The following is a 13281-nucleotide window of genomic DNA, read 5'->3' as shown; positions in this document are numbered from 1 at the left end:
CACCACCGGGGCTCTTGTTCTTGGCCGCGTATTGACCGCAGACCAAGAACTGACCAGCGGAAACGCCGCCAAGATCATTGCACGCATATTGGTGGACCAGCGACAACAGCCCGCTCACGGGGGCACCTGGCTGCATGACCCCTGAAACGCAGAAGAGGCCCCGTAGGGCCTCTGAGCTGCGCTTACTGCGTGTGGCAGGTGCAAGGTTCGAACTTGCGTAGGCTGAGCCGACGGTTTTACAGGGCGTGACCGTTCCCGACGACACACTGCGCCTGATCTGCGACAGAGTAGCTCTCTCCATTGGCAACGACCTTGATCATTGCACGCATATTGCACGCCCCCCGTCACCCTGAACGGTGGCTAACCACGCCTTCGGTGGGCCGGGCCTGAGGAACGGAGCCTGGACCGTCGACCATCCCCAGTAACGTATGGCGATCAGCCACAGCCAGGCGCTCGTGAGGGCGGTACCACTCCGCAAAGTTGATCGATGCCTTGAGCGCTCGATGGCCATCGTTTGAGTGTTTTGAGCGGTTTATATATATATGGACTGATATGCGCACTAGCCTTGGCTAATTGAGTCTCATGACAGTCCAGCAAGAGCCTTATCACCTTAACGGTAATTAAGCCGCAATCCGTCGGTTGACATGCTTATGCTTCCGACACAGCTGACAAAGGAGGAGCATATGGCAGGTCCTCGCGACTACACCCAAGGAACCAAGTCTGGACTAGCCCACCTTAGTGGCGGCCTATGCTACTACCCCGGATGCCCTGAACCAATCATCCGCGAAGCAGATGGGAAATACTATGTAACCGGCTTCATATGTCATATTAAAGCTGCATACCCGAACGGTCCGCGATACGACAAAAATATGACTGATGACCAGCGTAGAGATATCCGCAACCTAATACTCCTATGCCAACCGCATCACCTTCGCATAGATAAAGAGCGCCCCCAGGACTACTCGGTAGAGAAACTCCAGAGGTGGAAGGTGCAACGAGAGGCAAGTCCAAGTGAAGCGCTCAAGCGCCTGCGAGAAGTGACCCCTAGCGGCCTGCGGCAGATAGTCGCGGAGGGCATGAAGGCCCGAGATAACAAGATCATGGCAACACTCACACGACTCGAAAAGTCTGATCGAGAAGCTGCAATAGCCCTCCGCAGTCTTATTGACGAACTAACTGAGGTCTACACTCAAGGACGCCACGCTCTCGACCCCGATATCATTTCAACCCTCGATTCCGCCACTAGGCGTTTGTCTGCCTGGGATCCCACACATTTCTCTCAACTGGAAAACGCCGCCAAGATGCTCGCGGACTGCCTGGATAGCAATGCCCTCGATAACTTCATACGCGCAACACGCCGCCTCCCCGAGTACTAGAAATAATCCCCTCGCCCGTCAATCTCTATGCAGATCCATTGAGATCAGATACGCGAGGCGGCCATCCACTGGGCAACACCAAGGCGCCGTCCTGTAGCTTCGGCGCCACCTCGTCCCGGCGGCCCCCCGTCCGCTTGTAGCGCTCCTGTACCAGCCCGAACACCACTGCCACCACCGCGACGAATACCACCGCAGCCCCGACGACCCAAGGAACGTCACCTGGAACGCCGTCACTACGGCAGAGACGACCCCAGCCACCGCCAAACCGATCACACCCACCAGTAACCGCCGCTCCTGCCACCGGACCCCGGCCATGCTCCCCTACCCTCTTGACTCCCGGTGCTCGGACAGTGACATACCACACCCGCGACCAGCCAGCGATTCCTGTCCGCCGTATGCAACCGTCACCGTGAGCAGACGTCGATATGCCTCAGCGAGGCTGCGGAGTGTACCCACATGCTCGGTGAGCCGTGCTGAGAAACGAAGCACGGATCGTCGATCGCCCCCAAGCACGTACGGCGACCAACCACGCTCTGGCGATCGTGAGAGCTGCATCTGTGCGGCGGCGCGGCAACCCCGGCCGGCGGGTCTGGTTGGAACGGCGGGGCAGGCGTGCGGTGCCCGGCCCGGTACCCCGCCCTCGTCCGGGACCGGCCCCCAGGCCGCACGCCCGGACGGCGGGCGGGCGGAGGGCCGGGGGTACGGCGGCGCGCCGCGCCGCCGCTTGATTCCTATAGGAGTGATTCGGCAACACCAAATCGATTGCACATCATCTTAGATGCGGTGGCGCCATCTTCTTCATGTCGCACTCCGACACAAAATCAGAAGTAGCACAGACCAGATCGCTACTCCACCGGTCCAGAACAGCCGTCCGAGTCAGGAGTTGCATCATCTACATACTTGCCAACGACGGGTCCATAAAACGTACTATTACTAAAGTTAACATGATCTCCGAAATAGTTATAAACAGCTCTCTGGTCGCTCGGAGACTCCAGCATGGCCACAATCGTCTCATAAAGGGGACGGGACGCGCCTGCTTCTGCATAGCCAACTTTCGCTTGCACGAGGGAGGCTCTCAGAGCGAGTCGCTCAGGAAAGCGATTGACGAGGCTCTTAAGACTCGCAATAGCCTCAGCCGTACCTCTGCGGGCGATGGCATTAGCCACGCCATCTCGCCACTTACCGGCCTCCGCGTCCGACCGACCCCAACTCGCTCCTAGTTCAAAAACCAGGTCATCCTGAGGGTAGAGCGAATTAAGCCACAGATACACGTCTTCCAGCTGAGCAACATTCAACGAGGCTTCGATGATAGTCTTAACGTCGCTCGTAGCACAGGATCCCGCCAGCTCACGCCCAAAGTTCGGGTAGGCGTGGACAAAGCCCCTGACTCGTTCCCACGCCGCGGCTGCGTCCGACCACAGGAGAGTGCGTGCAACTACAACAGCGGCACTAAAATCCCTTAGCTGGTGCGCTTCCAGGAAGTCAAAAACGTACTCCGCTGTCGCACCGACCAACATGCTGCCATTAGCTGCGAGCAAGCCAAGCAGATCCGACAGAACACGGGCCGCTGCTGTGCGAGCTTCAGGCGTTGAGGGCAGTTCAATACGGCCATCGCCTACATGGGTATGGGGATATTCGAGACTGGGCTTGGCGTCCCCCTCACTGAGTACACTCGATATCAGGGCCTCAGTCAGGTCACACGCAAGGCACTCCATTGCAGCGGCAAGCTCCCTTGACCACGATGGATCCAAGAGCTGCACATCCCAGGTATGTTGGCCTTGGGACGCTTCAACTCTAACCTGACGGCAAAAATCAAGCGCAAACTCCCGTGCAGCGTTTACCGCGGCTTCCCTCAGCAAGGTTGGCCGAATACTGTTACCTGCTTCTCCAGGACTAGACAGACGGACTCCAAGGACAGCGGCTGTCCATCGTGCCCACCTGTCCCGCGACAGACGCGCCAATTCGCCGTCGCGGCACAGAAGCGCAAGTGCGAGGTAACCGGCCCGGGCACGTTTGTCGATAGTCAAGTGACCCAGCCAGTCACTTCCATGATCGCACTCATGGTCCAGATAATAATGAGACGTGGCTATGAGGTCGGCACGATCGCCCGAGTCAAAGATCTCCGTGCCAGGCCACGACAAGAAGTCATCATCGAAGCGTACTTGTCCCTCACCAGTCCTGGGATCAATCTGAAGGAACCATAGCAACCTCCAGAAGCTCGTTGTATTCCCCCCTTTCGCCGCTTGGAACTCGTCGCGCAAACTGTTAAGAAAGTTAGCCGACTGAGGCCACTCAGGACGTCGGTTAGCCTCATGATTCCTTCGCCAGGCCCTGGCTAGGTCGCTATCGATGTCTATACCGCTATAAAACCACTCAATGTACGGCCAAGCTGGATTCCGTCGATGATCATAAGCGAGCTCAAAGTGATACCGGTCTTCTCTGTTGAACAGAAATGAAGCAATGCGACCAAACAGGTCCGCCACTTCCACGTCACCTGCTGCATCAGCAGTATGGGCCTGCGCAAGTACCCATTCGAAGTCAGATGGGTCAGCCAACCTCGAACGTCGAAGTGTCTCGACACTTTGATCTGACGACCATGAAAAGGATGGACTTCTCTTCCACTCGTTGACTATCGCCCAAACCATGTGCTGCCTGTGTTCACTGGAATCAGCGGCAGCTCGAACTAGAGCAACTAGCAGGGCGCGCCTGAGTGAGACAGCTTTGTCCTTTTCCTGGTCCTCCAAAGCGGTCTCATCCAGGACCGCCGGCATGTGCATAGGTTCATACTCTTGCAGTCTTCGAACAATCACTGATGCCATCAACGGCAGGCACTTGTCGACGTTTTGTAACGTCAGGGCCCGATTTATGCTTGCATCAAAAAGCTGCTCTGTTGAACTGCCACGCGAGAACAACCTAGGGCCAACACGCAAACTGCGGTACTCCTGTGCCTCCCCAGATTCGTCATCCGTCGCAGACAGTTTTGGAGTGATGGAAGTTTGTGCGCCTTCGTAGATCTTGTTCAGCCACTGCAAGACATCATAAATATCCTCATCAGAACACGAGTCAGCCATCGTGCGAAGAAAGCGAGAATATGCTCCTATCATGGCCTCGTTCTGAGGAGTCGTCACCCAGCCGAGTAGATCCTTGATATCGACATAATCCGGCCAGAGTAGAGACAGCGCAGTGCCACGCAACTCATCATTCGGATCCATACGTGACGCGTACTCGGCATCTTCAAGCTTGACGAGCAGTTGCCGGAGCGGCGCTACACACTCATCTGGAGAGCCATCAAATGCTGCCGTCGTTGCCAAGAGCCGCTCAGGATAAGGCCACCTGTCGTCCTGCATAATGCCGAGCAGCGGTGTGGTCAATTCAGGGGTTGGGCATTCTTGAGCAAGGCGTAGAGCAACGCGAATACGAGCGCGCTCGTCCCAGCTAGCGACTACATTTCCAGGTTCTACTTCAAGCGCAGCGACCAATTGTCCTGATAGGCCTGGATGCTTAAGATCCCAGTGCCTGTAATACCAGGCGGCGCTACTTACTTCGACATCACCTGCTCTGGCTAGTAGTCGAGACACAATCAACTCTCGAATCCGATCGGACTGCACGAGAGCACTATGGACTGCAAGGCTCTCGGCATCTGCCGACGCGAGCCACTCAGTGTTGTTTGGGTCAAGCGCCACTAGCCATGCTGCAGTCTCGCGCAAGGGCGTGGGGATAATGGAATTCTCGTCATCGTCTGGGGATTTGACTAGAAACAGCGAAGCCAGACGATCTCCGTCTACCTTACGCTTCACGATGTAAGCTGCTGCGAGAAAAGCCGCTATTGACGAGTGCCTAAATAGTACTCGTGAATCGTCATAGGCAACGAATAGCCCTGAACGGAGCACTTCATTGACTATCGGATCTGTTATCGCAAAAGACTGTCCAGGAGCCGTCTCCTCATTTCCTCCAGCTATCATGGCAAGATCAAGATCCAAATCATGCCTTCTGCTAACGGCTTGCGGTCCCCTTCCACGCCACAAAGTACGTCGGCCAGAGAGCAACATCCGCGCGGCAATACGCCCGGCGACCACCAACTGCTGCGCAGGAGATGTTGTCGTTGTCACAGGACGCTCAGTGCTATGTTCCTGGACAAGAAGCCTCACCCCTTGTTCGAAGAGCTCACGAGGCGTCCCGGTCAAAGTACCTTTGTCTTTGTATAGGGTAACCAGCAATTCCAGAGTCAGCGGGACACTTGCCAGGACGCCAGCCTGCACAGAGATTGCAGCCGATATCAAGCTGGTCCCGTCAACGCCTGCGCTGTCAGCGAGCCGGACTGCGTCAGTCCGTGTCAATGGTGCAAGGTCAGCCAATGGGCAGTCATCAAAGTGCTTGCGCAGAACGTCAGTCAAATGGGGAGGGTAATCAGCAGTTCGACATGCAATCATGAACCGGAGATCTGCAGACTTACGCCCCTTCAGCGAACGATCCAATTTGCCTGGCAGTTGCCGCAATATGGGACTTTCGTCCAGCTGGTCTATCACTACCGTTAGACGACTTGTTCGTGCTGTGGCAGTCCCTTGCAGTCCCGAAGCTGCGGATTCCTGTTCACGCGAGAGGTCAGCGGGCGTGACAAGGAAGCGACCCAGGAGTTCTTCATATGAGAACTCTGTCACCTCGTATCCATTCACCCAGATATATCTGTCCACAGCATAAGGGTCGGGATCTTCAGCGGGCGACAATCCACCGAGCAGACTGCGCAGCACAGTAGTCTTACCGCATCCTGGTTCGCCCAGCAGTACCATGACCCCGTCCTTTATTACCTCCTCAGGGGTGACAAGGTCTGCTACTGATACCCCGGACCTCGCCGCGAATAGGGACCACCCCTCCGGGAGGAATCCATCCGAGTCCACAGGGAAGGTATCTCCCGCGGGATCCGCCTTTGCGCGGATTCGAAGTAGCCGCGGAACGGCTATGCCGAAGACTTTGCCCATCCTTGGACTCCAGAGAACTAGGCTGGCCCCGCTGCGTTGAGCCGCTATTCCTTCTTGCCTACTACTGGCCCATAGAAGGTACTTCCTCGAAAGTCGATATGGTCCCCAGATGGCCCCTTGATGGATGCTTGAGCATTCGCCGAAGTAGAATTAGCCGTTTTGCTCGTTTTACGGGGAATCAGATCAGCGATTATGGCACTAACCGCTGCTGCCGCATTAGCTGCGGCACGTTCCTGGGACCCAGCGGCATCAGCGGCGCTCTTCCCACCGTCGGCCATATCACTGATGCCTCGTACGACGAGTGCGGGCACTCCGCCGCCAATATGAGCAGCTTTTGAGATGCCAGCGCCTTCCATCTCAATCGCCACTGCATCGTTGTAGATCGCCTTCAGAAGCTGCGCGGTAGGACCTGCAGCATCTGCGAGTAGGACGTCCCCGGCTGCGATAGGTTTGAAATGCACTTTCGGCGACCTCAATGACGCTCGTTGTGCGCGCATTTCTGGCGGGACTCGGTGCCACCATCGTTCGTCACCAAGGGCTGCGGCAGCGGCCTGCTCGAGCCAGTGAGACGCTTCCCATGCCCTCGGGCGCGCCAGTTTTCCTTCGGCTGTCTCCTTGGCACCCTGGTAGTCATAGACCTTCGTAGCTACGACCACGTCGTCGATCTGAACGTCTGCTTTGAGGGAGCCGGCAACTCCTGCGAAGAAGAGCGCCTGCGGCTTGAAGCTCGTGTGCGCGCGCTCGGCGATAACAGCGGCAGAGGCGTTACCCTCTCCCGTTCTAGCAATGGCTACTTGCCAGGGCGTATTAGGCAGCAGCCCGATCTCGAAGCGGGTGCCAGAAGGATGGTCTTCCCTTTGCACCTTCTCCAGATGCCGGCGGATGGCCTGGTACTCCAGCGGCAGTGCTGTCAGCACAACTACGATCCCACCCTCAGCTGGCATGTCTGCACCCCATGCTAGATCCGCCGACGTGCGTCCATCCTAGCCCCGGCAACTACTTGCCTGGCACGATTCACTGCCCGCCTCATAGCTACGTTACGCAGCTGGTCAAGCACGGAACGTGATAGATCACCGCATGGTGCCGTAGTGGATACACGTGTCAGTCCTCGAAGTGCGCTCGTGCATAAACCAGCACCTGCCAGCCAAGAAGAAGGATCGCTATCAACTCAGCCAGAGAAGTAACGACCAACAGGCTTGCGGGCTCTGGAGAAGACCAATATCCCACGATCGCTGCAAGCGGTATCAAGCAGAAGCATGTCAAATCAACTGCACATTGGAAGACTTTACGAGCCTTTCTCCGCCTATCCGTCCGATGAAAGCTCTCCCATGCAAACAGTTCGGAATCAGACGTGCCTGCAGGCATCAAGGCGGCCAACTTAGGTGCCAAAGTACCGCGAACGTATCGTCCTATCGCCGAGATTTTCTCATCGTTCGCAACGTAGGTCCAGCCGAGAATAAGGCATATCACGGGCAAAGCGAGGAGAGCCGATGCAATATCAAGCTGTTTACTTGCTATCAAGGCCGTGACAACCGCCCCAAGTGTCACATAAAGCAGGTTGTCACGGAACCCAATGCGAGCCTTTTGTTCGTCTTTTAAGGCCTGATACTCAACCAGAAGCAATTGGGCTTTCGAAATTTCGGGTGTCGCAGACATCAGGGTCCCATAACTCTCAGGTGTCAACCAGTGGCTGCACACATAACGCAGCTATCTACTATCGAGACGCCTGCGCCTGTAGCCGTGCACAGAATAGACGTTTGCAGGCCGCCACGTCTACCGATCGGAGACACTCCATGGGGGCAGCGACAAGAGGGCTTTATTCTGCCTCGCCTGGATTGCGGAAGAACGTTATTGCTGCGCCAGCGTTTCAGCTGCCTAATATCGCCTACCGGCCGTGGTGTCGCCTGTTTGGCTATAGCCGTTTGACCACGACAAGATTCCACGTGATAGTGCGCTGATCGTTCGGCTGATAAAAATCAATGCGTAGCGTGATGTAATGCTACTCAGAACCTGGTCCCCGACATCCCTGCGCCCTGCGGCGTGCCCGTAGTGGCACCCGACGTGACGGGGATGAGACTGAGCTTGCGGGCTACGAATCGGCGCGAGTGTCGTGCGCTTGGGACGAGCTTCCTGCTTCTGCTACGGCGCAGACTGGAAGCCATGTACCTCGGATAGGGAAGGCGGTAGCTTCGCGGTGTGGGCGATGACGCTGAGCTGACGCGCTGGCTGGTGCACGGGGAACGACTGGTCTACGACAACCGGTGGATCCGGCTGGCGCTGGCCGACGTAGAGATCCCTGGCGGTGAGCGGTTCGAGCATCACGTGGTGCATCTCGACCGGGCCGCGATCGCTGTCGTCTTGGACGAGCAAGACCGCGTCCTTTTGATGTGGCGGCATCGGTTCGTGTTCGATCGGTGGGGGTGGGAGCTTCCCGGCGGGCTGATCGAGGCCGGCGAGAACCCGGGGGTGACCGCTCTGCGCGAGGTGGAGGAGGAGACCGGATACCGGCCCAAGAGCCTTGAGCCTCTGGTGTCGTATCAGCCGATGGCCGGCATGGTCGACTCCGAGCACATCCTGTTCGTCGGGCGCGGGGCCGAACTGGTAGGCAAGCCTGAGGGTGAAGTGGAAGCCGACCGCATCGAGTGGATCCCGATGGCGGAGATCCCCGGCATGATCGCCCGCGGCGACATCTGGACATCGGGCACGCTGATCGGGGTACTCCAGGCCCAGGTATGGCTCAACGGCCGAGCGCGCGGTTGACGGCCTTGGCGAGCTCATCAATGCGGCGCCGCTGGCGCCTGCAACCCGTCATAGCAGCCAACTGCTGTGCGCGGTGAATGTGGGGCTGGGCCGCTTCGGGGTCGCCGGCCGCCAGGAGAGCGTGTCCGAGATCGCAGCGGACACCTGCCTCGGCGCGGTTGTAGGTGCCGTCCATTCCGGCCAGCGCCGAGCGGAGGTCTTCGACGGTGCCGGGATCGCCGAAGCGGAGCAGGCAGCTTCCGCGCCAGCGGGCGAAGTGGTGCGCGTTGATGGACAGGTAAGGCATCTCCGGGTCACTGTCGCCTTCCGGCAGGACGGCTGCGGCCTGGTCGAGCGCGCGACGGCAGGCGGTCTCGTCGCCGAGGATCGCTGCGGCTTCCGCTTCGGCTGAGGCGAGCCAGGTGCGAAGGCGGGCGGGGACGCGGTCTCGGTGGGTGGCGTGGATGTGCTGGAGAAGTTCCGCGGCTTCGGCGGGGCGGCCCAAGTCCATGAGGACGTATGCCTGTTCGCCGGAGACGTAGGCCAGGACGGCGGGATCGTCCGCTTCGTGGGCGGCGGCCTTGGCTTGCTCGTAGTGGTGCCAGGCGTCGTTGAGAGCCAGGGCGTTGATGGCCTGCCATCCGGCCAATGAAGCGGTCTCGGCGAGCAGGTGAGCCAGCTCGGCGCGGATGCCGGGGCGTACGGCGTGGCGGTGGGCGCGCTGGATCTGGGAGATCTGGGCGCGCATCTTGTCGGCGATGGCCACTCCCCCGAGACGGCGGTCCAACAGGCGCAGGTTGTTGGTGTCGGTGCGCAGGATCATGACCATGGTGGGGTCGATGGTGGCGGCGCTGTCCAACAGGTCGGCCAGGTCGCGGGCCTGCTGGTCGTGCTCGTCGTCGTGGTCGTCGCTAGGTGATGCTCCGTTGAGCGGGGCCAGGCCGAGCAGGATGCGGGCGTGGTCGGGCAGGCGGAGGCCGGCGGCGATGCGTTCGATGACGGCGAGTTCCTTGACCGTGTTGCCGCCGTTGAGGATCTTGTTGACGCGCGGCTGTCCCAGGCCGGTGGCGGTGCCCATGCGTACCTGGCTCGCCCCGTACTTGCGTGCGAGGCCGAAGAGTGCCGCGATGTCACGTTTCTTGAGGATTTCCCGCGTTTCGTCCCGATCCCATACGGATGCGGGTAGCTCTATTGGATCAAACGCGCCATTTTGCATTCCGGACCTCCGACTCGCGATGCCGGGATGATGACGTGCGATAACGCCGAGCCTATATGCGCTCGTGCTATATCAGCGTGAGATAGGTCTGAAAAGTATCGGCCCTCATGCTGTCCGGCATGACAACGCCAGTGAGATGTACCGAGTGCGACGGTCGCGGGTGGAAGATCGTCACCCGGCGCGGCCACGTGACGGCCTCTGGCCTGGGCTGGCCGCCTCCGCTCAAGAGGACTGCCTTTACTGCCCCGGTCTCGTTGAGATGCCGCGCGAGGGTTTCGAGTGGGAAATCCGCATTCAGGCCGACAACGGGGAAACCCCTGGCCCGAGCGGGTGGAGCGCATTCCAGGCCACCGCTATGGACGAGCTGCGTACGGCGATGCGTGGTATGCCGGGCGAGTCGGCTATTTGCGGCATCATCCGGCACAAGTTCTATGACTTCGGCGCCGGTGAGAACGCCTGGACACAACGCGAGATCTTCCGGGCTTCCGTGGATCCGGCCGGGTCCGTGCGGTTTGAGCGGGTGAGCGCATGATCTCGCCTGCGATCGTCGTCATGGACCCGTGCGAGTCCGCCGAAGTGCTCCAGGATGTGCTGCGGAGCAACGGCATCGACTCCGACGTTCACGATGGATACGGGCTCGCGTTGGTATCGGTCTGGGTCGGGCTGGTCGTCTGGTGCGACGGCGCGCGCTTTTGGTGGCGCACCGGCTGGAATGCCGAACGTCACCGGGTCATCTACGCCTGGCATCCGGTCAGTGATCCGTTCCGGGCTGCTCGGCGGATCGCGATGCGTTACGCCGAACTCCGCTCCCAGCAACCCCCGATCGGCTCTGTCCCGCTGGGTACCTCGGCGGAGCCGTTGTGAGGTGGGCGAGTTCCCGGATCGGCTACCGGGCCTCGATCGTCAGCACCTTCCACAGTCACGCGTTCACTCGTGCGCATGCCTCGGCGCTGATCGGCCGTGAAGGCGTGGTGGTGGCGGTGCTGCGCAACGGAACCACGGCGCTGGTCAAGCTTGACGACGATCCCGACGAACTGCCCGGCCGCGTGCAGTGTTGGCCGCTGCGATGGGATGACCTCGATCTGGAGGAACCGGTCGCGGTGGAACGTGCCCCGGACTTCGTAACCGGGTGGTCGAAGAGCCATGGGGCGATCGTGTTCCATGCCGTGCAACCGAGGACTGCGATGGGGGTGTGCTTCTCGCCGGCCGAGCCTCTGCCGGTGTGCGGCTGGTCGGTGCCCTTCTCGCCGAAAGTGCCCAAGGCTTGCCCCGTCTGCTTGCGACACTTCGGCTTGTGAGTCGGTTACATCCTGCTGGCCTTTGAATGCGGCCCACTGACAGCCGTTGCCTCAGCCGGTACTGTGCTTATGCGCACAAGTGGAAGAGTGAATGGGCGGTTGACATGGGTATGGATTTCGCTCCACCCAAATACGTGCAGGTCATGCGGACGATCCAAGAGCGGATCGAATCGGGCGAGTACTCCCCCGGTGACATGCTGCCGTCCGAGACCCAGCTTGTGCGCGAACTCGGCGTCGGCCGGACAACCGTGGTACGTGCTCTCCAGACCCTAGCTATGCAGGGCTGGATTGAGCGTGAACACGGCCGCGGGTCGTTTGTGAAAGGCCGTCCCGAGAGCGCGGTTGATCGCGTACGCCCGAGCTTGACCAGTGCCGAGCAGGGCGAGAGTGGCGATGCCGTGCTGGAGGCCGGGCGCGTCCCCGCTCCCCGTCATATCGCGCGGTTGCTGGGCGTCGTCGAGGGAACCCCGGTGATCGCGCGCAAGCGGGTAGCCCGCCAGGCCGATGTGATCTCAGCCGTGGAACAGATCTGGGTGCCGCTGGAACACGCGATCGGCACTGACCTGGACAAGCCCGAGCCCTTGCGGCGCGGCGTCCGCCAGCACCTCCAGGCCGTCAAGCACCTGCGTTTCGACCACATCACCGAACGCGTCAGCGCGCGCACGCCCACCCCCGAGGAAGTCGAGTTGCTCGGGTCGTCCAATCCCGTCCTCGGCGTGCTGGCCACCGTGCACGATCCGGCCGGCAACGTGCTGATGGCGGTCAGCCTGGCCCTGCCCGGGAGCCTGCACGAACTCGAAGATGTCTTCAAGGTGAGCTAACTCTTACCCGCCCCTTACCGCCCGTCCACTTGTGCGGACGAGTTGCGATCACCTACTCTTCAACTCATGCGGACAAGTGGACGAGCGAATGAAGAGCCGTCCCCGTTGAAAGGAGGAATACCCATGGCCATCCAAGGCCCCATCCCGATCGGTTTCGAGCAGGCGTTCCCGCACGGTTGCTTCCTCGTCGGCCAGGTCGAGCAGGTCAAGAACTTCGAAGCCTCGACCGGCGGCAAGACCGTCTTCGCCCGGGACAAGACCACCGGTGAGCCGATCTGGCAGGTCCCCGTCATGGACGGCGACCCGACCCTCAAGGCCGGGCAGAAGACGATCGCGGTCAAGATCCTGTCCGAGGTCGAACCCGTTCCGCCGCCCGCGCTGGCCGGTCTGCCGATCGCGCCGGTCGAGTTCACCGGCATGACCGTCACGCCGTATGTGAACCAGGCCGGGCGGCTGGCCTACTCCTACCGGGCCACCGGGATGAAGCCCGCTCGGCCCAAGCAGCAGGCGCCCGCCGGTAAGGAGGCGGCGGCGTGAGCTCCGGCCCGTACACCTACGTCACCCTGACGATGCAGCCTGACGCCGCGCCTCGTCTGGCCATCGCATTCCACACGCCGGGCCTGCGGGTCAGCGCCGGGCTGCTGTTCAACAACGTGAGGCCGTACCTGGAGATCTGCTCCCGCGACGCGAACGTGCACATCTCCACCACCGGGGCCGGACCGGTCACCGACGCCGATGTGTCCACCGCCCGCGAGATCTTCGCCGCTGCCGCTCGCTACCTGGCCGACTGCGAGCGCCTGCACACCGAACAGTCGGCCGAGTCCGCCCAGAGTGCGGCGGGCTGATGCAAGGCGG

At 60.3% G+C, this 13281-nt stretch carries 12 protein-coding genes; 8 read left to right on the top strand and 4 right to left on the bottom strand.

Annotated features, from left to right (window positions below; translation table 11 throughout):
- Positions 1 to 683: 683 nt before the first annotated feature.
- Positions 684 to 1376 (top strand): hypothetical protein, encoded by a 693-nt coding sequence (locus ACQEUU_RS05890; protein WP_433061337.1) that lies wholly within the window; start codon positions 684 to 686, stop codon positions 1374 to 1376.
- 845 nt (positions 1377 to 2221) lie between these two features.
- Here the strand turns inward: ACQEUU_RS05890 and ACQEUU_RS05885 are convergent.
- The 3 genes from ACQEUU_RS05885 to ACQEUU_RS05875 form a co-directional block, all read right to left on the bottom strand.
- Positions 2222 to 5356 (bottom strand): hypothetical protein, encoded by a 3135-nt coding sequence (locus tag ACQEUU_RS05885; RefSeq protein WP_433061334.1) that lies wholly within the window; start codon positions 5354 to 5356, stop codon positions 2222 to 2224.
- A 1040-nt stretch (positions 5357 to 6396) separates the two neighbouring features.
- Complete coding sequence (locus ACQEUU_RS05880; RefSeq protein WP_433061332.1) at positions 6397 to 7269, bottom strand: 5'-methylthioadenosine/S-adenosylhomocysteine nucleosidase; 873 nt, start codon at positions 7267 to 7269, stop codon at positions 6397 to 6399.
- A 184-nt stretch (positions 7270 to 7453) separates the two neighbouring features.
- Positions 7454 to 8008 carry a hypothetical protein gene (locus ACQEUU_RS05875; protein WP_433061329.1) on the bottom strand — a complete coding sequence of 185 codons (555 nt, stop codon included), beginning with the start codon at positions 8006 to 8008 and terminating at the stop codon, positions 7454 to 7456.
- 540 nt (positions 8009 to 8548) lie between these two features.
- Here ACQEUU_RS05875 and ACQEUU_RS05870 point away from each other — a divergent pair.
- Complete coding sequence (locus ACQEUU_RS05870) at positions 8549 to 9112, top strand: NUDIX hydrolase (RefSeq protein WP_433061327.1); 564 nt, start codon at positions 8549 to 8551, stop codon at positions 9110 to 9112.
- On the opposite strand, the gene ACQEUU_RS05865 is transcribed toward ACQEUU_RS05870, so the two are convergent.
- A complete protein-coding gene (locus ACQEUU_RS05865) occupies positions 9090 to 10307 on the bottom strand; it encodes an XRE family transcriptional regulator (protein WP_433061324.1) in 1218 nt (405 codons plus the stop codon). The genes ACQEUU_RS05870 and ACQEUU_RS05865 overlap by 23 nt on opposite strands.
- A 355-nt stretch (positions 10308 to 10662) precedes the next feature.
- Between ACQEUU_RS05865 and ACQEUU_RS05860 the strand changes: the two genes are divergently transcribed.
- The 6 genes from ACQEUU_RS05860 to ACQEUU_RS05835 all read left to right on the top strand — a co-directional run bounded on the left by ACQEUU_RS05860 (position 10663) and on the right by ACQEUU_RS05835 (position 13271).
- Positions 10663 to 10839, top strand: coding sequence for a hypothetical protein (locus ACQEUU_RS05860; protein ID WP_433061321.1), 177 nt, complete (start codon positions 10663 to 10665; stop codon positions 10837 to 10839).
- Positions 10836 to 11171: a hypothetical protein gene (locus tag ACQEUU_RS05855; RefSeq protein ID WP_433061318.1), complete on the top strand. Its 336-nt coding sequence runs from the start codon at positions 10836 to 10838 to the stop codon at positions 11169 to 11171. Before ACQEUU_RS05860 ends, ACQEUU_RS05855 begins: the two co-directional genes overlap by 4 nt.
- Positions 11168 to 11605, top strand: coding sequence for a hypothetical protein (locus ACQEUU_RS05850; protein ID WP_433061315.1), 438 nt, complete (start codon positions 11168 to 11170; stop codon positions 11603 to 11605). Before ACQEUU_RS05855 ends, ACQEUU_RS05850 begins: the two co-directional genes overlap by 4 nt.
- 104 nt (positions 11606 to 11709) lie before the next feature.
- Positions 11710 to 12426 carry a GntR family transcriptional regulator gene (locus ACQEUU_RS05845; RefSeq protein WP_433061312.1) on the top strand — a complete coding sequence of 239 codons (717 nt, stop codon included), beginning with the start codon at positions 11710 to 11712 and terminating at the stop codon, positions 12424 to 12426.
- Positions 12427 to 12549: 123 nt separating this feature from the next.
- Complete coding sequence (locus ACQEUU_RS05840; RefSeq protein WP_433061309.1) at positions 12550 to 12963, top strand: plasmid replication, integration and excision activator; 414 nt, start codon at positions 12550 to 12552, stop codon at positions 12961 to 12963.
- Complete coding sequence (locus ACQEUU_RS05835; protein ID WP_433061306.1) at positions 12960 to 13271, top strand: hypothetical protein; 312 nt, start codon at positions 12960 to 12962, stop codon at positions 13269 to 13271. The genes ACQEUU_RS05840 and ACQEUU_RS05835 overlap by 4 nt, the downstream gene beginning before the upstream one ends.
- The last annotated feature ends 10 nt before the right edge of the window (positions 13272 to 13281 follow it).

Origin of the sequence: Nonomuraea sp. CA-218870 (assembly GCF_050936535.1) — a bacterium.
GTDB classification, from domain to species: domain Bacteria; phylum Actinomycetota; class Actinomycetes; order Streptosporangiales; family Streptosporangiaceae; genus Nonomuraea; species Nonomuraea corallina.
The sequence above is the reverse complement of the archived record's forward strand: the minus strand, read 5'-3'. Positions and strand labels throughout refer to the sequence as shown.

Coding starts and splice junctions, on each gene's coding strand:
- ACQEUU_RS05855 (WP_433061318.1), top strand. CDS start 10,836: ATGATCTCGCCTGCGATCGTCGTCATGGACCCGTGCGAGTCCGCCGAA.
- ACQEUU_RS05875 (WP_433061329.1), bottom strand. CDS start 8,008: ATGTCTGCGACACCCGAAATTTCGAAAGCCCAATTGCTTCTGGTTGAG.
- ACQEUU_RS05845 (WP_433061312.1), top strand. CDS start 11,710: ATGGGTATGGATTTCGCTCCACCCAAATACGTGCAGGTCATGCGGACG.
- ACQEUU_RS05865 (WP_433061324.1), bottom strand. CDS start 10,307: ATGCAAAATGGCGCGTTTGATCCAATAGAGCTACCCGCATCCGTATGG.
- ACQEUU_RS05860 (WP_433061321.1), top strand. CDS start 10,663: ATGGACGAGCTGCGTACGGCGATGCGTGGTATGCCGGGCGAGTCGGCT.
- ACQEUU_RS05840 (WP_433061309.1), top strand. CDS start 12,550: ATGGCCATCCAAGGCCCCATCCCGATCGGTTTCGAGCAGGCGTTCCCG.
- ACQEUU_RS05890 (WP_433061337.1), top strand. CDS start 684: ATGGCAGGTCCTCGCGACTACACCCAAGGAACCAAGTCTGGACTAGCC.